The 25,116-nt window shown below is 38.0% G+C and carries 22 protein-coding genes; all 22 read right to left on the reverse strand.

Going from position 1 to position 25,116, the window contains the following annotated elements; genetic code table 11:
* Window positions 1-65: 65 nt before the first annotated feature.
* The 22 genes from rny to B3D98_RS06910 all read right to left on the reverse strand — a co-directional run bounded on the left by rny (window position 66) and on the right by B3D98_RS06910 (window position 25,042).
* Window positions 66-1,625, reverse strand: a complete 1,560-nt coding sequence (rny, locus tag B3D98_RS06805) for a ribonuclease Y (protein WP_004224930.1) — start codon at window positions 1,623-1,625, stop codon at window positions 66-68.
* A gap of 515 nt (window positions 1,626-2,140) precedes the next feature.
* A complete protein-coding gene (recA, locus tag B3D98_RS06810; protein ID WP_016992835.1) occupies window positions 2,141-3,205 on the reverse strand; it encodes a recombinase RecA in 1,065 nt (354 codons plus the stop codon).
* Window positions 3,206-3,366: 161 nt separating this feature from the next.
* Complete coding sequence (locus B3D98_RS06815; RefSeq protein ID WP_054550950.1) at window positions 3,367-4,626, reverse strand: competence/damage-inducible protein A; 1,260 nt, start codon at window positions 4,624-4,626, stop codon at window positions 3,367-3,369.
* 16 nt (window positions 4,627-4,642) lie between these two features.
* Entirely contained in the window at window positions 4,643-5,221 is a 579-nt protein-coding gene (gene pgsA / locus B3D98_RS06820) for a CDP-diacylglycerol--glycerol-3-phosphate 3-phosphatidyltransferase (RefSeq protein WP_004224936.1), read from the reverse strand.
* A gap of 47 nt (window positions 5,222-5,268) precedes the next feature.
* On the reverse strand, window positions 5,269-6,198 hold the full coding sequence (locus B3D98_RS06825; RefSeq protein ID WP_175400707.1) for a helix-turn-helix domain-containing protein: 930 nt from the start codon (window positions 6,196-6,198) through the stop codon (window positions 5,269-5,271).
* A 16-nt stretch (window positions 6,199-6,214) separates the two neighbouring features.
* Window positions 6,215-7,000: a DUF3388 domain-containing protein gene (locus B3D98_RS06830; RefSeq protein WP_026023397.1), complete on the reverse strand. Its 786-nt coding sequence runs from the start codon at window positions 6,998-7,000 to the stop codon at window positions 6,215-6,217.
* A gap of 216 nt (window positions 7,001-7,216) precedes the next feature.
* The gene (locus B3D98_RS06835; protein ID WP_004224939.1) at window positions 7,217-7,474 is read right to left on the reverse strand and encodes a DUF3243 domain-containing protein; all 258 of its coding nucleotides are present in this window, start codon (window positions 7,472-7,474) and stop codon (window positions 7,217-7,219) included.
* Between the two features lie 45 nt (window positions 7,475-7,519).
* The gene (gene ymfI / locus B3D98_RS06840) at window positions 7,520-8,248 is read right to left on the reverse strand and encodes an elongation factor P 5-aminopentanone reductase (RefSeq protein ID WP_274771975.1); all 729 of its coding nucleotides are present in this window, start codon (window positions 8,246-8,248) and stop codon (window positions 7,520-7,522) included.
* Window positions 8,245-9,546 (reverse strand): EF-P 5-aminopentanol modification-associated protein YfmH, encoded by a 1,302-nt coding sequence (yfmH, locus tag B3D98_RS06845; RefSeq protein ID WP_259950896.1) that lies wholly within the window; start codon window positions 9,544-9,546, stop codon window positions 8,245-8,247. Before yfmH ends, ymfI begins: the two co-directional genes overlap by 4 nt.
* The gene (gene yfmF / locus B3D98_RS06850; RefSeq protein WP_288581977.1) at window positions 9,543-10,814 is read right to left on the reverse strand and encodes an EF-P 5-aminopentanol modification-associated protein YfmF; all 1,272 of its coding nucleotides are present in this window, start codon (window positions 10,812-10,814) and stop codon (window positions 9,543-9,545) included. Before yfmF ends, yfmH begins: the two co-directional genes overlap by 4 nt.
* Window positions 10,815-10,983: 169 nt before the next feature.
* Complete coding sequence (locus B3D98_RS06855; protein ID WP_048391533.1) at window positions 10,984-11,943, reverse strand: ABC transporter permease; 960 nt, start codon at window positions 11,941-11,943, stop codon at window positions 10,984-10,986.
* Between the two features lies 1 nt (window position 11,944).
* The gene (locus B3D98_RS06860; RefSeq protein ID WP_004224945.1) at window positions 11,945-12,991 is read right to left on the reverse strand and encodes an ABC transporter permease; all 1,047 of its coding nucleotides are present in this window, start codon (window positions 12,989-12,991) and stop codon (window positions 11,945-11,947) included.
* Window positions 12,991-14,538, reverse strand: a complete 1,548-nt coding sequence (locus B3D98_RS06865; protein ID WP_054550535.1) for an ABC transporter ATP-binding protein — start codon at window positions 14,536-14,538, stop codon at window positions 12,991-12,993. Before B3D98_RS06865 ends, B3D98_RS06860 begins: the two co-directional genes overlap by 1 nt.
* A 376-nt stretch (window positions 14,539-14,914) precedes the next feature.
* Window positions 14,915-16,000, reverse strand: coding sequence for a BMP family lipoprotein (locus B3D98_RS06870; RefSeq protein ID WP_288581985.1), 1,086 nt, complete (start codon window positions 15,998-16,000; stop codon window positions 14,915-14,917).
* Window positions 16,001-16,053: 53 nt separating this feature from the next.
* Window positions 16,054-16,782, reverse strand: a complete 729-nt coding sequence (locus B3D98_RS06875) for a GntR family transcriptional regulator (RefSeq protein WP_288581988.1) — start codon at window positions 16,780-16,782, stop codon at window positions 16,054-16,056.
* Between the two features lie 199 nt (window positions 16,783-16,981).
* Window positions 16,982-19,273, reverse strand: a complete 2,292-nt coding sequence (locus B3D98_RS06880; RefSeq protein ID WP_112117505.1) for an FtsK/SpoIIIE family DNA translocase — start codon at window positions 19,271-19,273, stop codon at window positions 16,982-16,984.
* Window positions 19,274-19,427: 154 nt separating this feature from the next.
* On the reverse strand, window positions 19,428-21,095 hold the full coding sequence (locus tag B3D98_RS06885) for a ribonuclease J (protein ID WP_288581993.1): 1,668 nt from the start codon (window positions 21,093-21,095) through the stop codon (window positions 19,428-19,430).
* A gap of 277 nt (window positions 21,096-21,372) precedes the next feature.
* Entirely contained in the window at window positions 21,373-22,272 is a 900-nt protein-coding gene (gene dapA, locus B3D98_RS06890; RefSeq protein WP_048391545.1) for a 4-hydroxy-tetrahydrodipicolinate synthase, read from the reverse strand.
* 13 nt (window positions 22,273-22,285) lie between these two features.
* Window positions 22,286-23,323 (reverse strand): aspartate-semialdehyde dehydrogenase, encoded by a 1,038-nt coding sequence (locus B3D98_RS06895; protein WP_131521871.1) that lies wholly within the window; start codon window positions 23,321-23,323, stop codon window positions 22,286-22,288.
* Between the two features lie 82 nt (window positions 23,324-23,405).
* The gene (locus B3D98_RS06900; protein ID WP_004224962.1) at window positions 23,406-23,996 is read right to left on the reverse strand and encodes a dipicolinate synthase subunit B; all 591 of its coding nucleotides are present in this window, start codon (window positions 23,994-23,996) and stop codon (window positions 23,406-23,408) included.
* Complete coding sequence (locus B3D98_RS06905; protein WP_004224963.1) at window positions 23,990-24,769, reverse strand: NAD(P)-dependent oxidoreductase; 780 nt, start codon at window positions 24,767-24,769, stop codon at window positions 23,990-23,992. Before B3D98_RS06905 ends, B3D98_RS06900 begins: the two co-directional genes overlap by 7 nt.
* 9 nt (window positions 24,770-24,778) lie before the next feature.
* The gene (locus tag B3D98_RS06910; RefSeq protein ID WP_004224966.1) at window positions 24,779-25,042 is read right to left on the reverse strand and encodes a hypothetical protein; all 264 of its coding nucleotides are present in this window, start codon (window positions 25,040-25,042) and stop codon (window positions 24,779-24,781) included.
* Window positions 25,043-25,116 lie beyond the last annotated feature (74 nt).

The raw sequence follows: 25,116 nt of genomic DNA on the forward strand, positions 1-25,116 counted from the left end.
GGTTTTCAAAAGATACAAAAAGGCACCCCCTGACCTTGGTCAAGGGATGCCTATTATTTTAATATTTATTTCGCGTATTCCACAGCACGTGTTTCGCGAATAACTGTTACTTTAATATGACCTGGATAATCGAGTTCTTCCTCAATACGTTTGCGAATATCACGCGCAAGACGATGAGACGCTAAATCATCAATTTTTTCAGGTTGTACAATAATACGAATTTCACGTCCAGCTTGAATCGCATAAGATTTTTCTACGCCATCATAGCTTTCTGAAATTTCCTCTAACTTTTCAAGTCTCCGGATATAGTTTTCAAGTGTTTCACTACGTGCACCTGGACGAGCAGCTGATAATGCATCAGCTGCAGCGACTAATACCGCAATAACAGATGTTGCTTCAGTATCACCATGATGCGAAGCAATACTATTAATGACAACTGGGTGTTCCTTATACTTTGTTGCTAATTCCACACCGATTTCGACGTGGCTTCCTTCAACTTCATGATCAATTGCTTTTCCAATATCATGTAATAAGCCTGCACGACGAGCCAATGCTACATCTTCACCAAGTTCAGCAGCAAGTAATCCTGCTAAATGTGCGACTTCAATTGAATGTTTTAGAACATTTTGTCCATAGCTTGTACGATATTTCATGCGGCCTAAAATTTTCATTAAATCTGGATGTAAGTTATGAATACCAATTTCAAATGTAGTTTGCTCACCTGTTTCGCGGATTTGTTCATCCACTTCACGTCGAGCTTTTTCCACCATTTCCTCAATACGAGCTGGGTGAATACGACCATCCTGTACAAGTTTTTCAAGTGCAAGTCGAGCTGTTTCACGGCGAATTGGATCAAAGCCTGATAATATAACCGCTTCTGGCGTATCATCAATAATTAAATCAATTCCTGTTAACGTTTCCAATGTACGGATATTACGGCCTTCGCGACCAATAATACGTCCCTTCATTTCATCATTTGGCAAGTTCACAACAGATACAGTTGTTTCTGCTACATGATCTGCAGCAAAGCGTTGTAGTGCTAATGATAAAATTTCACGTGCTTTTTTATCTGAGTCTTCTTTCGCACGTGTTTCAGCTTCTTTCGTCATCACAGCAATATCAGTTGATAACTCTTTTTCTACTTCATTGAGGATAATTGATTTAGCTTCATCCCTAGTTAAAGCAGAAATACGTTCTAACTCTGTTTTTTGTGATGCCATGAGCTCGTCCACTTTGCTCTCCATCTGTTCAATATGCTGTTGTCTTTCAGCTAGAGCTTGTTCTTTGCGCTCTAAGCCAGCTTCTCTCTTATTTAGAGCATCATCTTTGCGATCAAGATTCTCTTCTCTTTGCAATAAACGGTTCTCTTGTTTTTGAAGTTCTAAACGACGTTCACGAATGTCATTTTCAGCTTCAGTACGAAATTTGTGAGTTTCATCTTTGGCTTCAAGTAGTGCTTCTTTCTTCATTGCCTCCGCTTCTCGTTTTCCTTCTTCAACGATTGTTTCAGCGACATGTTTAGCACCAGTGATTTTTGAGTCATTCACTTTTTTCATGTAGATATAGCTAACAGCGGCACCAACGATGAGTCCAAGCAAAGCGGAGATGATAGTAATTCCATCCATATGAACACCTCCTCTTGCTATTTGGGTATTACAGTTTCAGTCGGCGCATACATCTATGTCGCCTTAGCTAAAATGCACCAGATTTTGTTAAAATTTATGCAAAACCCGTTTCATTGGCCAAAGGCATTATCTTCATCCAGTAGGCGTTTAGACATCCATTTTAAAGGATATTTCACTATAAAACATTTGCTAAATGAGGATAAAATGTACTGCCTATTTAAAGTCATAATTCAGAAATTATACATATTTAATTGTATAGCTAGCCTCATGCTCTGTCAAGGATAGTCAGGCGTATGTTCGCCACCTTAGCCAAAAAAAGTAAGTCCTATCCATTCAGTGAATTTTTTCCCTATTACTATTTCACTAGAAAATTTTTCATGTTAAATACAATTTTTAAAAAAACAGTACATAAGAAATAAACACATAGCCTCTCTCTTATTATGTGTAAAAATTTAAGAATATAGACAAAAAAATGCATTGCCCCCTCAATAAAGTGGGAACAATGCAATCATTAATTATTCTTCTTCCAGAAGTAACATTAATTCTTCATCCATCTCTTCTTCATCATCATGGGCAGCAATTGTATAAGAAGAAGCTGCAATACCATAAGAAGCTCGGATTTTATTTGCTATGTCTTCTAGGACAGCAGTATTTTCTTTTAAATACTGTTTAGCATTTTCTCGTCCTTGACCTAAGCGCTCATCGCCATATGCATACCAAGAACCACTTTTTTGTACAATGTCTAATTCTACGCCTAAATCGACTGTTTCGCCTTCTTTAGAAATTCCTTCTCCATACATAATATCTACTTCAGCTGTACGGAAAGGTGGTGCTACTTTATTTTTAACAATCTTAATTTTAGTACGGTTACCAACAATATCATTACCTTGTTTAATAGCTTCTGCACGACGCACTTCTAAACGGACAGAGCTGTAGAACTTAAGCGCACGTCCACCTGGTGTTGTTTCTGGATTACCGAACATGACACCAATTTTTTCACGAACTTGGTTAATGAAAATAGCAATGGTTTTTGATTTATTAATCGCGCCTGAAAGTTTACGTAAAGCTTGAGACATTAGACGTGCTTGTAGGCCGACATGAGAGTCACCCATATCCCCTTCAATTTCAGCTTTTGGCACTAAGGCAGCAACAGAGTCAATGACGATAATATCAATAGCACCACTGCGCACTAATGCTTCTGCGATTTCAAGTGCTTGCTCACCTGTGTCGGGCTGTGATAATAATAGCTCATCAATATTGACACCTAATTTTTGTGCATAGATCGGGTCTAATGCGTGCTCAGCGTCGATAAATGCTGCTTGTCCACCTGTTGCTTGTACTTCAGCAATGGCATGTAGAGCAACAGTTGTTTTACCCGATGATTCTGGACCGTATACTTCAATAATACGTCCACGTGGATATCCACCCACTCCTAATGCAGCATCAAGTGCAAGTGAACCACTTGAAGATGTCGCAATTTCTAAATCGGTTTTTTCACCGAGTTTCATGATGGAACCTTTACCAAAATTCTTTTCAATTTGTTTTAGAGCCTGTTCTAAGGCTGCTTTACGATCACTCATTCATTTTCCTCCTTCGAAAACTGTTCACTGTTTTTATCTATCTCTACTATACTTGTTTTTGAGAAAACACGCAAGAAAAAAGCGAACATTTATTCGATTTTTCTTCAAAATAAAAATTTGGATAGTTTTCCTCTACCCAAATTCCTATGTTTTACTCTATTTTAATAACGTTTTGTGTAGCCACGTTCTTCTAAAAGCTGCATTAAATAATGGCATGTAAATTTCACCGCACGGAGTCGATTCGTATTCCGCATGCCTGATAAATGAAGTAAATATGTAAGCGGCTCCTCGTCATTTATGGCAATACCAATCCAAACCGTACCTACTGGCTGATGATCATGTGCAGTGGGACCTGCTTCTCCTGTAAGACCAATCCCAATATTTGTAGCAAATTTCTCACGAACAGCACTTGCCATTGCCGCTGCACACTCAGCACTCACAACACCATGTGTATCAATTAATTCTTGTGAAATGCCTAGCTGTTTTACTTTCGCATCTGCTGCATAGGTAACAACGCCTCCTATAAGTGCATTGCCTACCCCTGGAATTTCCGCAAGTTCAGATTGAAATAAACCAGCAGTTAAACTTTCTGCAGCCGCAATTGTTAGCTCATTATCCAGTAGCATTTCTACCGTTTTTGAGGCAAGGGAATCATCATCTACACCATATTGATAATCACCAACAAGTGCTTGTATTTCTGCAACCTTTGCCTTAATAAGCTGGCCAGCTTGTTGCTCTGTTGCGGCTTTAGCTGTTACGCGTAACGTTACCTCACCATCAGAAGCAAGTGGAGCAACTGTTGGATTGGTTTGTGCATCTAAAATATTTTGAACTTGTACTTCAAGCTCGGCCTCACCAATTCCATAAAATCGCATAACATGTGATGCAATGATCCCTCCATCATTAAGCATCGCAGCAAGTTTAGGTTTAGCCTCAAATTGAAACATTGGTTCTAACTCTTTTGGAGGTCCTGGTAATAAAATATAAGTGCGATCATTTTTTGTGAAGATCATACCTGGAGCCATTCCATGGTGATTAGCTAATACTTCACTCCCAGCTAAAATTAATGCCTGTTTACGATTATTTTCCGTCATTGGACGTCCTCGTTTAGCAAAAAATTGCTCAATATACGTCAATGCTACTTCATCAAACTCAAGAGAAACACCAAGATGACGTGCAATCGTTTCCTTCGTTAAATCATCTTTTGTTGGACCAAGTCCTCCCGAAAAAATAATGAGATCTGCACGAGACTCTGCCACTTCGATAGCTTGTTCTAAACGCTTTGCATTATCGCCTACTACGGTATGATAAAAAACGTTGATGCCAAGCTCGGATAGCTGGCTTGAGATAAATCTCGCATTTGTATTCGTAATTTGACCTAATAATAGTTCTGAGCCAACCGCAAGAATTTCAGCATTCATGATCCCAAGACCTTTCTTATTTAGACTCAAGTAATACACGTCGATTTAGATAGAAATAATCCCATCCTGACCAAAGTGTAAAGAACAATGCAACATAGAGCATGATTGTATCAAATGGAATACCAACCAATGTAAAGATTGTATTGTGTAAAAGAGCAGCAGCAATCGCTACAATTTGTGCCCAAGTTTTAATTTTACCAAGCTGATTGGCAGCTACGACTTCTCCTCCACCTGCCAAAATCAAACGTAAACCCGTTACAGCAAATTCACGACTAATAATAATGATAATTACCCAAGCAGGTGCCATCTTAAGCTCGACCATTAAAATAAAGGCTGCTGAGACAAGTAACTTGTCAGCTAAGGGATCTAAAAATTTCCCAAATGTCGTTACAAGATTATACTTACGTGCGTAATAACCATCCACCCAATCGGTTGTTGAAGCAAAGATAAAAATAAGTGCGCCTATAAAATGATGAATTGGCATCTCTGCACCAAAAAGTGATAATGTTCCCCAGCCAAAATCAAACATCATAACAATGACAAAGAATGGAATAAGTAAGATTCGAGAGATGGTAATTTTATTTGGAATGTTCATTTTTCTAACACCTTTCATGATGAAAGAAAGTAGTCATCATGTGATGACTACTGTTCTTTATTGAAATTGATGACGATATTTTGCGTTACAATTTGTTGTGCATACGTTAGAAGTTCGTCATTAATATAGATTTTAGCTTGCGTTGAATTACCGAGACGAATACGAACATAGTTTTGTGTTGAGGCGTCAAATTCAACTACTTCCCCGGCATTATAGACACGCGTATCTGTTAAGATTTCTTGTTGCTGTTGATTGCGAATACCAACAAATGTAGGGCCTGATATTTCAATTTTCAGTTTCATTGTATCTGTCCCTGTTAACGTATAAGAAGTTGTCGCTCCATCTGCTTCAACAGTACCCGCGGAAATTGTTTGCTTCATCTCTTCAGTTTGATCAGTGTCATCTTCATCAGTTGGTGTTTCTTCTGTAGCTTTTGTATCTTCTTTATCATTTTTCTGTGCATCTTTATTTTCTTGTTCTTTTTTATCCTTCTCACTATCAATTGGCTTGACATTTGTGTCATATTCAATCTCAGGAGTTGGATTTACTTCTTCGCTTGTCCCTGGACTGTTTTTTGATTGCCATAGCACCCATATAGCCACAATAATGACTACAATAAATAAAGCAACAATGATTTTTGGCATAGCCTCCATCATTTTATTCGAAGGGCCTTTCGTTACTTTTCTTCTGCTGGGGCTATTCGTCATCGATTGACTTACTTGATCGTTTGGAGTGCTCGGTAGTTCATTTTTATATGTCTCTAAGATTTCTTCCGCATCCAACCCAACAGCTTCTGCATATTGTTTGATAAAAGCTCGTACATAAAACGAACCAGGCATAATGGAATAATTGCCCTCTTCAATTCCTACTAAATAACGTTTTTGGATTTTCGTTATTTCTTGTAAATCGTCTAAGCTGTAGCCTTTAGACAGTCTCGCCTCTTTCAGTCGAGTCCCTAATTCTGCCACTAATAACACCTACTTTAACATCAAATTAAAAATTAAATCCTCCAAAAGAATCCGATTCGGACATATGATTTTTTTCCATTATTTCATAAGTAATTTCTTCATCAGTGTGATGACGTAGTTCAATAATATAATCAAAATCCTCTATTTTATATTCTGAATGCTGAACAAACATATCTGGATGCTCTACAACTTTGATACAAGGCATATTCATCATTTCACGCACTAATTGCAAATGTTTCTCATCAGATGAACGTCGAGTCACAATACCATCTAAAATAAAAATATTGTTACGACTAAATTCATCTCCCACAAGCTTATTACGAACTGTTTGCTTAATCATTGTAGATGATAAAAAGATCCATTTTTTATTGGCACAGACACTGGCGGCTACTATGGATTCAGTTTTTCCAACACGTGGCATGCCACGAATACCAATCAGCTTATGTCCCTCTTTTTTAAAGAGTTCTGCCATAAAGTCGACTAAAATACCTAATTCATCTCTTACGAAATGGAATGTGTTTTTTTCATCTGCATCTCGAGGAATATAACGACCATGCCTAATGGCTAAACGGTCGCGAAGTTTTGGTTGTCGAAATTTGGTTACGTTAATATGTTCCATTGTCGAAACAATTGTACGAAAACGCTCAATTGCCTCATCATTGTCTGTATGCACTAACATACCACGTCGATCCTCATCTACACCATTTATTGATATAATATTGACACGAAGCATCCCTAAAAGTGAAGCAATATCTCCTAATAATCCAGGGCGATTCACCTGAATTTCATATTCAAAGTACCAATCGCTCAACACACTCGTTCCCTTCCTATTAGTTAACGTAAAAAATCCTTTATAAGTTCCATCATAGCTGATTTTTTATGTAATGGAAAGTTAGAATACATGGAATTACAGTGTTATTTACTAATTTTTTTTGATGACTGTTAAATAGGCTTACATACGTTCCCGTTTTCACAGATAAAAAGTTTATTGTATAGCAAAAAGAGGAGATTGGCTCTCCTCTTTTATTTACTGCACATGCTTATTTTGTACAAGCTTAATGACACAATTCGCTAATGCATGTTTTTCATCTTCAGAGGCAACGCCCCATAAATCCGACAGCACTCGCTCTTGTTCGTTTTTAGGATCGACATTAGTCGCCAAATATTCCCCAATTTGGACAGCAGCCGTTTGAATCATTTTCTTCGGCATACCGCTTGATTCAGCTTGCATAACGTTTTGTCCTAAAAACGATGTCCATTTTTGCCAGTTTTCTAAAATGGTCATATTCTTCCTCCTCCTTTACACAAGTAGTATGTGCAAAAGAGATTATTATATGTACCAGCCTCCATTTAATCGTACGATTTGTCCTGTCACATAATCAGCTTTACCAGACAAATAAAAACGTACCATTTCAGCCACATCTTTTGTTTGTCCAATGGAGCCTAGTGGGATATCGTCCAAAATGTATTGAAGCTCTTCTTGATTTAGATGGCTGTTCATTGAGGTATTTATAAAACCAGGAGCAATAGCATTCACTCTAATCCTAGATAATGCCGCTTCTTTTGCATAGGATTTAACAAAAGCATGTTGCGCACCCTTAACAGTTGCATAAAGTGCCTCCCCCGCTGAGCCAGCTTCTCCCCAAATGGAACCTATAAATAGTACATAGCTCACTTCATGCTTGCGAAGTTTTCCAGAAAGTAAAGCTGTCAGTCTCATAGGATTTTGAACATGAACACGCCATAAAGCATCCATATCCTCCACTGTCGTATCTTCGAGCAATGAATAATGGGCTTGTCCATTAGCAAAAACAATAGCCTGCACATTGAAAATTTGCGCGGCTACTAATTCTGCTCCATTAACAATTGAAAAATCCCCCTGTACAAGCATAAATTCTTGTGCAGGGAAATTTTCGGAAAGCATTTCACATAATCTCTGTGCCGCATTTTGATTGTTTGAATAATGTACATAGATAGACCAGCCGTCCTCAGCTAAGCTTTGACAAATGGCATGACCGATATCACCTGATGCACCTAAAACAAGGGCAAATTTTTTCACTGTGCATCCTGCTTACTTGGCAGAATTTTAAAGACCGTTTGCTGTGTTTCACCTTGGATAGAAGCAAATGCTTTTTGTAAATCATCCACAGTTAATGTCTCAAGTACTGGTACTACATCAAATAAATTCATGTCATTAAAGGAATATCGTGTGAATTGGTTTGCGATAAACTCGATCGAATTTAGTGCACGTAGGAAGAACCCAATTTTTTTGCGTTTTATACGATCCAAACCAGCACGATCAAACTGGCTATTTCCTTCATATTTTGCTAATTCGTCCATAATCGTTTTTGCCAATTTATCAGGCTCTGCTGAATCTGATCCGATCATGGCAAACCCGAAACCATTTTCTAAGGTAAAATCAAAAGCATATGTCTCATCAATTAAACCTTCCTCGTAAACACGTTCATAAAAATCAGAGGTACGTCCAAAAATAAGCTCAAGTGCAATTTGAACCGACAACTCATGCTTTAACATGTCCTGACCTGATAAATTAGTGTCTTTCGCTTTTAAACCTACATAAATTTTTGGTTTTTGAACATCCATATTTAATGTACGTTCTTTAATAGCTACTTCTGTTGGTTCTATATCAAAGAAGCGTTGAATAGGCGTTGGTTCTGGGAACTCTTTTTTACCTTGATTCTCACGAATAAACGTCATCATTTCTTCTGGTTCAACAGCACCAATCACAAATAACAACATATTCGAAGGATGATAAAACGTATTGTAGCACGTATATAAGTGCTCGGCTGTAATGCCATCAATCGATTCAATTGTACCAGCGATATCAATCTTTACAGGATGATGATGATACATATTTTCGATTGTGCCAAAGTATAGACGCCAGTCTGGTTGATCATCATACATTGTAATTTCTTGCCCGATAATTCCTTTTTCTTTATTGACAGTAGCTTCTGTAAAGTATGGTTCTTGGACAAAATTCAATAATGTTTCTGTACTTTTATAAATATTGTCAGTAGATGAAAATAAATAAGCTGTACGCGTAAACGATGTAAAGGCATTCGCAGAAGCACCATATTCGCTAAATTTTTGGAAAACGTCTCCATCCTCTTTTTCGAACATTTTATGCTCTAAAAAGTGTGCAATACCATCTGGTACAGTAATACTTTCTGTTTCACCAATTGGCACGAACGTACGATCGACAGAGCCGTACTTTGTTGTAAATGTAACAAATGTTTTGGAAAAGCCTTTTTTCGGCAATATATAAACATCTAAGCCATTGTCTAGTTTTTCATAATAAAGTATTTCATCTAATTGTTTAAATTCTATTGTTTTCATTGTGCGGCTTGCTCCTTTCCACATAAGAAATAGACCGCTTCAAGCTGCACTTGCTTTGCCATTGCAACAACATCTTCTTTTGTCACAGCTTTCCACTTATTTGCCCAGGCTTGAACTGAGAATTCCTCAGGTAAATCCTTATATTGATCAAAAATTTCAATTTGACCTCGTGCCGAATCTAAGGATTCTTTTAGCTGATTCGTCAGCATAGCCTTTGTTTGCTCCAGCTCTAAATCTGTAATTTCCCCAGCCTGCATGACGGCAAGTTGTTCTTTAATTAAAGATAGCGCTTTTTCTTCATTTTTAGCTTCAATCCCAGATACAACAAATACAAGTCCATAATGCGAAGCATAGGAACTAGAAGCATAATAAGCAAGACTCTCTTTTTCACGAACATTCATAAACAGCTTAGCATGTGGATATCCACCAAAAATCCCATTAAAAATTTGCATCTTAGAGAAATCTGCATCACCAAATCTAACAGGTGTGCTAAAGCCAATATGAAGTTTACCTTGTTTCATTTCATGCTGTTCTCTTACATAATCATTGTCTGGATGTTGTTGGGGGAGTACTGCTGGAACTTCCTCAGGAGTACGATCCTTAAATGGTAGCGCTTTTTTTAATTTCGCAACAATTTCCTCTTCATTAATGTCTCCAGCTACATAAATATCGATTTTGTCGTTAGCTAGCATCGATTGATAAGCCTCAAATAATGAGGCAGGGGTAATCTTTTGAATTTCTTCGACACTACCATTCGCTGAAATTGATGCTGGCTCATTTGGTCTCAGGATTTGTTGTAGACGGAATTGAGCAAAGCGAGATTTATCATCAAAAATAGATTCAATACGTTGAATAACTGTCTTTTTCTCACGCTCAACAACGGATTCCTTAAAGACACCATTTTCTAGATTAGGCTCAAAAATAGCTGTATGCAATAAACCAAGGACTTCGTTTAAGACACTTGTATTTGCTAGATAATGATCATTAACAGTCTCTACATTCATAAGAACCGTATGCTCATTTCCACGCTTCGATGTATCAAAATACAAAACTGTACCATACAAGTCATCTAAAAAGCTTCGAAAAGCAGCAGTTGTCTTATATTTAGCATTACTGTGCTGCAGTACATTTGTTAATACTGTACGCTCTGATGCACTTTTAGCCGTTAATGCTCTTCTCCATTTAATTGAAAAATTTACGGTTTTAAATTGGGTCGTTTGTCGGATATGCAAATTGACACCTTTTGCAAAAGGTATTGTTTTAAACATATGAAACCCTCCTATCCTTCTTAATATAACGATGTACTACACATACTATACATGTCTATTGTCTATAATTGCAAAAGGAATCCAAAGTATGTATGGGAAAAATTAAAAATTACGCCAATTATAATAAAAAAAGGACCGAGCATAGTGCCCAGTCCTTAAAATGCTTTTCTTAGCGTTTACCTTTAATATAAGGTTGTCCACTCGCTTTTGGAGCGTTTGCTTTACCAATAAATCCTGCTAAAGCAAGAATTGTTAACACATACGGTAAAATTTGTAGATATACTGCTGGAACATTCTCGATTAGCGGAATTTGATTCCCTGCAATACTTAATGTTTGTGCTAAACCGAAGAATAAGGCTGCACCTAGTGCTCCAATTGGATGCCACTTCCCGAAAATCATTGCGGCAATAGCCATGAAACCTTGACCAGCAATTGTTGCATGTGAGAAGTCGTGTGTAATTGTTTGTGCATACACTGCACCACCAAGACCACCTAATGCCCCTGAAATCATCACGGCAATATAGCGCATTTTATTTACATTTATACCCATTGTATCTGCTGCCATTGGATGTTCACCCACGGCACGCAAACGCAAGCCGAATGGCGTTTTATAAATGATAAACCATGCCCCGAATGCTACAGCGAACGCTAAAATAGATGTGCTGTAAACATCATGGAACAGTAAACGACCGAAGAACGGAATATCCTCTAAGTAAGGGACACCGAAACGACGAATCGGTTGGTCAATCATATCTGTTTGACCTTTATCATAAATCATTTTTACTAAGAATACGGTTGCAGCTAAACCTAGTAAGTTAATAGCTACCCCTGATACCGTTTGATCGGCACGGAAAGAAATAGAAGCTACAGCATGGAAAAGTGAGAACACAGCACCAATCACAACAGCTGCTAGCATTGCCACCCAAACTGTTGCTGCCCCTAATGATGAAGCGAATTCTAAATTGACAAAAATACCAACAAACGCACCGACAATCATTAAGCCTTCTAGCCCGATGTTGACAACACCAGAGCGTTCAGAGAATACCCCACCGATGGCCGTAAAAATCAAAGGTGTTGCATAAAGAATCGCTGAAGGGATGATGAAATATAACATTTCTAAAAAGCTCATGTTATTGTCCCTCCTTTTTCTTGCTCAGCTTTTGTAAGCCTACTCGAATAATATAGCCTGATGCAACGAAGAAGATAATCAATGCAATAATAATGGATACGATTTCTTCTGGAATACCCGCAGCATTTGGCATATTTAATGCACCATATTTTAAAGAACCAAAAAGGGATGCCCCAAACACTACTCCAAGTGGTGTATTGGCTCCAAGAAGCGCAACGGCGATACCGTCAAACCCAATTCCCGTAAAGCCAGGTTTAATGGATGCGTTTTGGAATGTCCCTAAAGCTTCCATCGCACCACCAAGACCTGCAAACATACCAGAAATTGTCATAGCTAAAATGATATTTTTATTGACACTCATACCTGCATAGTCAGCAGCATTTTTGTTAAAACCTACTGCTTTTAGCTCGTAGCCACGTGTTGTTTTTTCTAAAATGAACCACATCACAACTACCATTAAAAGTGCAACAATGATCCCATAGTGAAGACTTGAATTGTCTGTAAGCTCTCTTAAAAACGGAGAACGTAAAGAAGCTGACTCATGGATACGTTCTGTTTTAAAGCTGCCATCGGACAATTTTTTAATCACTGCATTTGCAATATAAAGTGCAGTGTAGTTCAGCATAATTGTCGCAATAACTTCGTGAACTTTAAATTTCGCTTTTAAGAAACCTGCAATAAAGGCCCAAAATGCTCCTGCAGCTGCTGCTGCAAGCAATGCTAATGGTAAGTGAATGATTTTAGGAAGTTCAAACGCATAACCTACCCAAGCAGCGGCTAGCCAACCTAAAATTAGCTGACCTTCAACACCGATATTGAAGAGCCCTGTACGGAATGCAAATGCTACCGCAAGACCTGCTAAAATATATGGTGTAATTTGACGAATTGTGTTCCCGATTGAATATGAATCTCCAAAAATACCTGTCCAAAGAGCGATATAACCTTGCACTGGGTCATAGCCACTGACTACCATAACGATAGCCCCTACAATTAAACCGATAATGATAGAGATGATAGGAACGAGGATATTAATGACACGATTTGACATTAGTCGTTCCCCTCCTTCGCATCACGCTTTATATTTTTTTTACTTTGTCCTGCCATTAGTAAGCCTAGCTCTTGTTCAGTCGTTTCTTTCGGATTTAACTCATCAACAATTTGTCCATCATAGATAACAGCAATTCGATCCGAAACATTCATCACCTCATCTAATTCAAATGAGATTAACAAAACGGCTTTCCCTTTATCACGTTGCTCAATTAGACGAGAATGAATGAATTCAATAGCTCCTACGTCAAGTCCACGCGTTGGTAGAGCAGCAATTAGTAGATCGGGGTTACGGTCAATTTCACGACCAATAATTGCTTTTTGTTGGTTACCACCAGATAATGCACGAGCTGGTGTCATCTCTCCATTACCAGTACGCACATCATACTCTTTAATGATTTGGCGAGCTTTCTCTGACACCTTTTTATAGTCCATCACAAAGCCCTTCGCTATTGGAGATTGGTAATATGTTTGCAATGCAATATTATGACCAATTGGGAAATCTAAAACTAATCCATGCTTATGACGGTCTTGTGGAATATGTCCTACGCCTTCCTCTGTAATTTTACGAGGCTTCATGTTAGTAATATCTTTACCATTCAGCTTGACTTTACCACTTTTAATTTTGCGTAGACCTGTAATGGCTTCTATTAACTCGGATTGACCATTACCATCAATACCAGCAATACCTACGATTTCACCTTTACGAACATTTAAATTAAGACCTTTCACTTTATCAATATTTCGATAGTCTGTAACAACCAAGTTCTCAATCGCAAGCACTTCGTCAGTCGGTGTCGCATCCGTTTTTTCCGTTTTGAATTCAACCTGACGGCCAACCATCATTTCAGCAAGCTGATCAGGATTTGTGGCAGCGGTTACAACTGTGCCAATCCCTTCTCCCTTACGGATAATCGTCACACGGTCTGAAACTTCCATAATTTCTTTTAGCTTATGCGTAATTAAAATAATGGATTTACCCTCTGCGATAAGACGGCGCATTATTTGAATTAATTCGGTAATTTCTTGCGGTGTTAATGATGCAGTTGGTTCATCAAAAATTAAAATTTCGGCACCACGATACAATGTTTTTAATATTTCTACACGCTGTTGCATACCAACCGTGATATCCTCGATTTTGGCGTTCGGATCAACATCTAATCCATACTTTTCAGAAAGTGCTTGTACTTTCTTAGCCGCATCTTTTATATTCACAATTCCCATTTTAGTAGGCTCAGTGCCTAAAATGATATTTTCTGTTACCGTAAAGTTTTCTACCAACATAAAATGTTGATGCACCATGCCAATCCCTAAATCATTGGCAATATTCGGGTTTGTAATTTTTACAGCCTTCCCACGTACACGAATTTCGCCACCCTCTGGTTGATACAAACCAAAAAGGACGTTCATCAAAGTCGATTTACCTGCACCATTTTCACCTAGCAATGCATGAATCTCGCCTTGTTTCAGTTGGAGGGTGATATTATTATTCGCCACGAAATTACCGAATTCTTTCCGGATTCCTAGCATTTCAATCACATAATCCAAATTTGTCACTCCCTTAATAGGCACTATTATTAAGTATTTTCATCTTAGCGTATAGTATCTGCTGCTACATGATGGATGGTACAGATAAGCCATACGTCCAGTAATAAATTTTCTACTAGAGGCTATATTTTATTACCGATTTAATATCCCACCTATAGAGGTAGATGTTTTGCTAAATTAATACAGGAAAGGTCATCGTTAGAAACCTTTCTTCTATTAACTTGTTACCATCATTATTCAAATCATAATTACTACCTCTATAAGGTTTCTATAAATCTAGTTAAATAGAGTATTGCGAATAATCTAAATATAACGATAGATTGAAAAATCATCATAAGGTCCTTCTAAGAGTCCCTTATGATGATCAAAAGATGAATTATTTTTCCACTTTTTCTGGAACTTCGATTTCACCCTTAGCAATTTTTTCTTTATATTCGTCGATTACTTTTTGTACATCTTCTGGAATCGCACCGCGAGAATCCGCAAGTTTAACGCCGTCTTCAGCTAAACCGTAAACAAGTGTTTCTCCACCTGGGAAATCACCATTTTTCGCTCTATTTGAAATATCTACTACTGCTGTATTAACACCTTTTAACATAGAAGTTAATGTAACGTTTGTTTTATCGTCTACTTTACCTTCTTCGTATTGGTCAGCATCTACACCGATAACCCATACATCAGCATTTGGATCTTTCGCTTTACGCTCTTTTGCTTCAGAGAATACACCGTTACCAGTTGCACCAGCAGCGTGGAAGATTACATCTACACCTGAAGAATACATGCTGTTCGCTGTAATTTTACCAAGATCTGCTTTATCAAAGGCACCAGTATATTTTACTTGAATATCGATATCTGGGTTTACTGCTTTAGCCCCTTCAACGAAACCAGCGTGGAAACGGTTAATAACTGGAATATCAACGCCGCCTACGAAGCCGATTTTACCTGTTTTAGATGTTTTCGCTGCAGCAACACCTGCTAAGAAAGCACCTTCTTGCTCTTTGAACAGTACGTTTACTACGTTGTCTGCTTCTACTTCAGCATCGATTAATGCAAAGTGGTTATCTGGATTTTCAGAAGCAACTGCATCAATTGCATCAGCCATCATGAATCCGATACCAAATACTAAGTTAAAGTCACGACGAACTAAGTTATTTAAGTTTGTTTCATAGTCAGCATCTGAAGCTGATTGTAGGTAGTCAAAACCACCATCACCTTTTGATAAATCATGCTCTTTACCGTAAGCTTGTACACCTTCCCATGCAGATTGGTTGAATGATTTGTCATCAACGCCACCTACGTCAGTAACCATCGCTACTGAGAAAGCTTCTTCTGTGCTTTCGCCACCTGAAGCATTGTCATTTTCTTTCGCTGGCTTTTCGTCGTCTTTCGTACCACAAGCACCTAAAATAGCACTTGCCGCTAATACTGATGTTAATACTAAACCAAATTTACGTTTTTTCATTTAATTAACCCCCCAAAGGTATTGTAATTAGCAGGAAAAAATTTAGAAATGTTCTACACCCGTTTACGAACTACATGGAAGCTGAATTTATCAGCTCGGAAATAATTTTTTGAATAGAGCACTACTTGATCATGATCATCATAATGCAATTGCTTTAACACTAAAAGAGCTGTCTCACGTCCACAATTTAAAATCGGTGAGGCTTGTTCATGATACCCAACTGGATCAATATAGGTTACAGCATAAGCTACATGAATTTTGCCAGATTGCTCAAGTGCAGAGAACAGTGAAACTTCTTTTTTTTCGACAAAGTCAGTAGGCAGGAAGCTTGCAGGTAGCCTGTCTATGCAGTATACTACTGGCTCACCATCCGCTGTTCTGACACGTTCAATCGTGAGTATTTTATCGTCGCCATCACATTGGAAGCGTTTTAAATCTTCCTCAGAAGGCACATGCTCAGTCGCTTTTAAAAATCGCGAACCTGGCTCCATACCTGCTGCCTCGATCATAGAAGAAATACTAGATAAATGCTCGATGCCTGATGTAAACAACGGCTTCGGGTTGACAAAAGTCCCAACCCCATGTCGGCGCACAATCACATTTTCCTCTTCCAACAGTCGAAGTGCCTCTCTAAGTGTTGCTCGACTGACTCCTAGTGATTTCGATAATTCAAATTCTGAAGGCAGCTTTTCATTTTCTTTAAAAACGCCAGCCTCGATGTCAGATTTTAAACGATCGATTACTTGAAGATAGAGATGACGATGATCTGCTTTAATAGTCACATATATCACCACCAAAATCAGAGATCAGACATCTGATGTACAACATTCCTACTAATCGTTCATAAATATAACATTTTTGCAGAATGAAATAAACAGTTTTGAGTAAAATCTGTTATAGAATTCATTCTTTCTTTATTTTATCTGCAAATTTTTGGACAAAAATACAAATGCTCTCACCATTTTCGTCTTCATTTTTTGCTTAGTTATCGTATTGGTGAACAAGTACTTGGCGAGGTTTACTACCCTCTGAAGGCCCAACAATACCGCGTTGCTCCATCTGATCAACAATACGTGCAGCTCTTGAATAACCGATACGGAAGCGACGTTGAAGCATAGAGACAGATGCTGTTTGCATATTGACAACTAATTGGACTGCTTCATCATACAAATCATCCGTTTCCTCTAAAATGGTCTCTTCTTCAGTAGGAATCATCTCCTCCTGATACTGAGCTTTTTGCTGTTCTATAACAAAATGAACGACTGCCTCCACTTCTTGATCTGATAAAAAGGCACCCTGCACCCTTTTTGGTTTAGAAGCTCCAGCAGGTAAAAATAACATATCGCCTCGTCCTAATAATCGTTCAGCTCCACCCATGTCTAAAATTGTTCTTGAGTCAATCGCGGAAGAAACTGCAAAAGCAATTCTGGATGGAATATTTGCTTTAATGACACCTGTTAAAACATCTACACTTGGTCGTTGTGTGGCAATAATCAAATGAATGCCAGCTGCCCTTGCCATTTGCGCTAAACGTGTAATCGAATCCTCTACATCACTTGATGCGACCATCATCAAATCCGCTAACTCATCTACAATAACCACAATATAAGGTAGCTTTGGATGCTTTTCCTCTGTTTGATCATTAACCTTTTGGACATGTGCATTATAGCCCTCAATATTTCTTGTACCTGTATGAGAAAACAAATCATAGCGACGTTCCATTTCAGATACCACTTTTTTCAGTGCTTGCGAAGCTTTACGGGCATCCGTTACTACAGGCGCTAATAAATGTGGAATCCCATTATAAACGTTTAATTCAACCATTTTTGGGTCTATCATCATGAGCTTCACTTCATGCGGTTTTGTACGCATTAGTATGGATACAACAATGCCATTTATGCAAACACTTTTCCCACTACCTGTAGAACCAGCTACAAGTAAATGTGGCATTTTATTGAGCTCTGCTAATACAGCTTGTCCTGTAATATCTCGACCAAATGCTACTTGTAATAATGCTTCAGGCTTAGCACCATCTTTCGATTCTAATACCTCACGAAGTGTTACAATGGCTACCTCACTATTAGGTACTTCTATACCAATCGCAGATTTCCCAGGAATTGGCGCTTCCATACGAATATCTTTAGCTGCCAATGCTAATGCAAGATCATCTTGCAAATTGACAATTTTGCTTACTTTCACACCGATATCTGGTAAAATCTCGTACTTCGTAACAGCAGGACCTAAATGCACCTGTGTCACCTTTGCCTTTACGCCAAAGCTTTGTAATGTCTGCTCAAGCTTTTTGGCATTTGCCTGAATCACTGAATATTCACCACTTTGATCATGTTGTGGAGGTAATTGTAATAAATTATATGATGGGAGCTGATAATCTGCATTTTCTACTGCATCTGTGCCCTGAATCTGGACATCATCCGATGCTTCTTCAAGTTCATTTTCCACCATGTGAGTTGTATCAATCACTTCTCTTTCCTGTGAAACATTCTGTGTAAAAGCAGAAATAATTGGTTCATGTGGTATTTCTTCTTCTTGTTCAGGCATATCTATAGATTGATTAACAGCTGCTACTTCATCCCCACTCTCTACTCTTGAACGACGATTATTTGGTTTTTTCGGTGTATTTTTTTTCTTATCACGATGCTTTTTTTTCCATTTACCAAATATATCTGGCGTTTTTTCTGCTAAATAAGGCACTAATGCTTTACCAGTGACAAGAATTAAACCAATAAAGAAAATAACCCAAGCAACAACTTTTGCCCCCGAGGCTTCAAACAGCACATGAAGCCCACTAAATAGTAGGGCACCAATCATGCCACCCCCTAAAGCATTACTACGATGAATGATACCATCTGTATTAATCAAAATTCGCCATGATTCACGTAGCACAGAATCAGATAGTAGACCACCTGATTTGGATAGTTGTTCAAATAATATGCCATGACTAAAAATCGTTAAGCTCATAACAATGAGGAACATGCCAAGTATTAATCGATCCTTTATCCCAACTTTTTTACGACCAATCATCATTAACAATGCAACAAATATAAGCATAAATGGAACAGCAAAATGTAAATTACCAAAAAGGAACATGGCGATTGTTTGTAGAATCCGCCCGATCATGCCGTATTCAAAAATCATAATGACTGCTAATGCAATTAAGAGCAACCCTAATATTTCGTACATAAGCGGATGCATTTCTTTTTTTTCTGTTGTCGCTTTACTTTTAGTAACTTTTTTTCTCTTACTAACTGCCATCAAATTCACCTTCTTCTGCAATCCATTCTATATATGTAGCGAATCATCACATGTAGAACTTGAATATTTCAAAAAAAGGATTTTCCACCGCAATTGGGAGAAAATCCTTTATCATTTATTTTTTCCTCAAAGCATATACGATGAGCTTGTTCAATTAATATTCCATAATAATAGGAATAATCATTGGGCGACGTTTTGTTTTTTGGAATAAATACGTATTTAGCGTATCTCTAATTTCTTGTTTTATGTTCGTCCATTCAAAGGTTTCTTTCCCAACGTACTTTTCAATCACATTCCTCGCAATGTCAGAAGCCTCAATCATTAATTCCTCTGATTCTCGTACATAGACAAAGCCTCGTGATAAAATTTCTGGCCCAGAGGCAATTTTCTTTTGTGCTCGATTTAATGTTACCACCACAATGAAAATACCATCCTGCGATAATAATTTACGGTCACGAAGTACAATGTTACCTACATCGCCTACACCAATACCGTCAATTAAGACATTACCAGCTTGTACACGACCACTCATGCGCATTTTATTATTTTTATATTCTACGATATCCCCTTTATCAGCGATAAAAATTTGGGATTTTTGCATACCTAGCTGTTGTGCTAATTTAGAATGCGCAATTAGCATACGGTATTCTCCTTGTACGGGAATAAAGTACTTTGGTTGCATCAAGTTTAGCATCAGCTTTAAATCTTCTTGGCTACCATGTCCTGAAACATGGACATTTTTGCTAGAAGTCAAAATTTCAGCGCCTGCTTTTGACATAGAGTTCATTGTATTCGCCATTTGAACTTCCATGCCAGGAGAAGGTGTAAAGGTAATTAGTACCGTGTCACCTTGTTTAATTTTAATGTCACGATGGTGCTTACGGACAATTTTTTCTAAAGCATCGAGAGGTTCTCCTCTGTTGCCTGTTGCAATAATGATAATTTCATCATCTTGATATTTTTGCATTTCCGAGATCGGAATAATTGTATCTTCTTCGACTGTTAAATAACTAAGCTGTACGCCTAAATCAACTGCCTTTTCCAATGGTTTGCCCACAATTACAACCTTACGGAATGATTTCTGTGCTTGAGCAAATACTTGTTGAATTCGAATAAAATTCGATGCGTAAACAGCTACTAAAATACGACCTGGTGCTGAGTGGAATGTTTTTGATAATTGTTCTTCAATGACAATCTCTGATGTCGTATATCCTGGTCGCTCAGCTTCGCAAGACTCAGATAGTAAAATGAAAACGCCTTCTTCTCCTAGCTGTGCCATTTTTGCTAAATCAGGTTTAAATTTACCTGTCGCTGACTGATCGAATTTAAACTCTCCTGTATGAACAATCGCGCCTTCAGATGTATGGAACACTACCCCTAACGAATCGGGAATACTATGTGTTGTGTGGAAGAATGTTACATACGTTGAGTTAAAATTCATACGACTACGGTTTGTTACTTCAAAAAACTTCACTTGATGTGGTGCAGGTAATTCTTTTAAATGTTCCTTTGCTAATGCAATAGTTAATTTCGATCCGTACACAGGTGCCTTTATTTTTTGTAATACATAGGCAATAGAGCCAATTGCATCTTCATGACCATGTGTTAAGAAAATACCTTTCACACGTTCTTTATTTTCTTCTAAGTAAGTAATGTCAGGAATCACGATATCTATACCTAGCATTTCATCTTCTGGGAACATTAAGCCGCTATCCACCACAAATAGCTCTTCATCAATTTCTACTACGTACATGGCTTTCCCAATTTCGCCTACACCACCAAGAGGGATGATGCGGATTAATTCATTTTTCTTTTTTGTCAATTTATTTCCTCCTAAAAAATATCCCGAACAGCAACCACTTAACATTTATTATACGGTTTGCTAAGCTTTTGCACAAATTAAAAATACATGTTTCACGTTGGAAATAGATTTTCCTGCTATTTGCTTATTACTAGCAGATGGAAAATAAATATTGGCTATCCTGTATAAATAGAGCTAAATAAGTATTTGTAAGGACGAGGAGTTACAAATTTTGTACATACTTTTTATTTATAAAATATAAAAAACGAGGCTGAAATGCTATCAGCCTCGCTCCTATTTATCTAAAACTTTTCGCTTTTTCTTGATACGTATCCCAAATTCGGTCAAAATTAGCTTTCTCTTCATCTGTCATTTCCATCATCGGCAAACGAACATTGAGTGTATCAAATCCTAATTTTGTCATCGCATATTTAATCGGTGAAGGGTTGGGCTGAGCGAACAGCGCACGTACTAAAGGTAATAAGGCTCGGTGAATTTGGGCTGCTAGCTTATGATTTCCTTCTTCAAACGCTTTAATCATTAATTGCATATCATTGCCTACCACATGGGCAGCTACAGAAATAACACCTGCTCCGCCAATGGCCATTAGGGGGAGTGTTAAACCATCGTCCCCACTATACACTAAGAAATCATCAGCTGGATCAACATTCTCAATAACATCACCCATCTGATCTAAGTTACCGCTCGCTTCCTTAATCCAAGCAATATTAGGAATCTTGCTTAATGCAACAGAAGTTTCATAGGCAACATTGACCCCAGTACGCCCTGGAACATTATAAAGCATAACCGGGAGACTCGTTTGTTTAGCAATGGTTTCAAAGTGAGCATAAATCCCACGTTGATTTGGCTTATTATAGTAGGGAGCTACAAGCATAATGCCGTCTGCTCCATTTTCTTCTGCCTTATGTGTCATTGCGATAGAGTAAGCTGTTTCATTATCCCCAGTACCTGCAATAACTGGTACGCGACCTGCTACTTTCTCTACTGTAAAGCGTACAACTTCAATTTTTTCTTCTGTAGACATAGTTGGGTTTTCAGAAGTCGTACCACAAGCAACAATACAATCAGTACCATTGTCTATTAAATGATTAATAATACGTTCTAGTTCTGGATAATTAATCGTGCCATCATTTTTGAACGGCGTAATCATTGCCGTTCCAATTCGACCTAAATTCATCCTTACACCCCTCTTATAGTAAGTTATCCTCAAGCATTGCTTCTGCAATTTGGATAGAGTTTAATGCGGCGCCTTTTAATAAATTGTCAGAAACGATCCATAGATGGAACCCTTTGCTGTTGTCTAAATCTTGACGGATACGTCCTACAAAAGTAGCGTCTTCCCCTTCTGCATAAATAGGCATTGGGTAAGTTTGTGTTGCAATATCATCTTGTAATACCACACCTGGTGCGTTGCGTAATACTTCGAAAATCTCTTGGATTGACGCGTCTTTCTCTACCTCAATATAAACAGATTCAGAGTGACCTGAAACGACTGGCACACGAACACAAGTAGCAGCTACTTTTAGCTCTGGTGCATGCATGATTTTTTTCGTCTCATTAATCATTTTCATTTCTTCGTATGTAAATCCATTATCTGTGAATTTATCGATTTGTGGAATGACATTACGAGCAATTGGGTAATGACGTTTATCACTACCAGACGGTAAAATATTTGCTTCTACATCTTTACCTGCATCCCAGTTTTCGCTTTGTGCCTTTAATTCTTGGATCGCAGAAATCCCTGCACCTGATACTGCCTGATAAGTTGAAACAATTACTTTTGTTAAACCAAATGCATGACGAATTGGTTCAAGCGCAGCTACCATTTGAATTGTCGAGCAGTTTGGATTCGCAATAATTCCCTTATGCTTCGCTAAGTCGCCTCTATTCACTTCAGGCACGACAAGCGGTACCTCTGGATCCATACGAAAATGGCTCGTATTATCAATAACTACTGCACCCCGCTTAGCTGCTTCTGGTGCAAGCACAGCTGATACTGAACCACCAGCTGAGAATAAAGCGACATTGACGCCTTCGAAAGCCTCAGGTGTCGCTTCTTCAATTGTATATGTTTCCCCATCAAATTCGATTGATTTTCCTGCTGAACGAGCAGAAGCTAGAAATTTAATATGTCCAATCGGAAATTTACGTTTAATCAACTGCTCCATCATTTTCGATCCTACTGCACCTGTTGCCCCAACAACCGCAACTGTTAACTGCTTTGTCATCTGTCATCTCTCCTTGAATACATGTTCCATAATGTGTGCTATTGTATCACAAAAATACTGAAAATTGTGTGTAATCTCTTATTTATTTGAAATATTGTATCAACAGCGGTTGTAATTGCTTTTTCTGCGTAATTGCTGCATGAACAGTATCCACCATTTGCTCAAAATCAGCAATTAAAGAATTTGGTTTGGAGTGAGGGGCATCCTGACCAAAGGGAATAAAATATATATTTTTGGCATTTAACAGCTTCATAATATTTATGCCATTTAAGCCTAGTGCATCGTTTGTGGAAATACCTAAAACTACAGGCGAACCATTACGCAAAGTTGCCTTTGCTGCCATTAACACAGGACTATCTGTTGCCGCATTAGCAAATTTACTTATGCTATTGCCTGTCATGGGGGCTATGACCATTGCATCTAATGGATTGGATGGGCCAAATGGCTCCGCCTCTTTTATAGAAGAAATAACTTTTTCTCCTGTCAAAGCTTCTATTTTGGCAATCCACTCTTCACCTGTACCAAAGCGTGTTGCTGCATGTAAAACGGAATGGGTAATGATTGGAATAACTGTTGCTCCGACATCAATAAAATTTTGGATTTTAGGTACTACATCTTCATACGTACAATGAGAAGCAGTAATACCTAAGCCAATTCGTTTCCCCGTTAACAATTTTCTTCCTCCTCTATTGCCTTGCACAATATTGTAGCTGCATCATGTGCAAAGTATTTCCCAGGCAATGATGGCAATAGTACATACGTTTGTAATTGATCAGAATCTATATCTAAACATCCTGGCTCTGAAGCCAAGTCATATAAAACAGTTGGAACATGCTCTATAAAAGACTCTGTAATCCATTTAGCAGGAATTGTATTAATAAAAATGCCATCTGTAATAGACCATTGGCGATCATCTAAATTCGTGGCTTTATAACCATAAGCTTTTGCTTCACTCACTTGTACAACTGAACGTGCAACAATATGAACATTTGCACCCATCTTAACTAGTAAAGAGGCGAGCATTTTTGCGATGCGACCAAAACCTGCGATTGTGAAATTTTGTCCGTAAATACATTTTTGCTCGAGTCCGTAAAACGTGGCGATAAATCCCTCCGCAGTTAATCGAGCATTTTGCCAAATAAATGATTCTTGTTGTAAATAGCAAATAGATTCATTTTTCTCTAGTAATTGCTTCCAATGCATTGTTAATCGACCTGTATAAAATTTCACTTGTGATATACCATAGAGCTGCTCAACTTCTATTTTTAATGGAAGAATAGGTAATACGATTTTATTAGGCTGGAATTCTAAAACAAGTTTATTTAACTCTTCGTTCCATACGGTTGTTCTTTTATAAAATACTGTTCTCGATGGACTTCTTAGCATTGTAGCTAGTTCCTTTAATCGGGAGTCCTCACCGATAACAAGCCATTTTTCGTTTTCCAAAAGCTCACCTCACTGTAAATATTCTGACTGTACTGTAGATGTCTTATTAAATAAAATACGATCTTCACCAATTAAAATAATTTCGTGCCAAGGTATCATTTCACTAACTTTCATTTTCTTTTTTTGGAATGGTAGTTTATCTTTCACAATTTCAAAACCATGTATTTTCCCTGTTTGCACATCTAATAGGCATTCTGTATGTGCCAGGATGCCAAAATGTACGCCACCCTCAATTTGAATTAACTCCTTATCCACCATCTCAGATAGTAGCATGCCTCATCTCCCTCCTTGAGCCGTTACCTCAATATATGCGGACTTTTTGCAAATCGTGACCCCTACCTAAAGTA

This window comes from Lysinibacillus sp. UBA5994 (assembly GCF_002429725.1).
In the GTDB taxonomy this organism is placed as follows: Bacteria; Bacillota; Bacilli; order Bacillales_A; family Planococcaceae; genus Lysinibacillus; species Lysinibacillus capsici.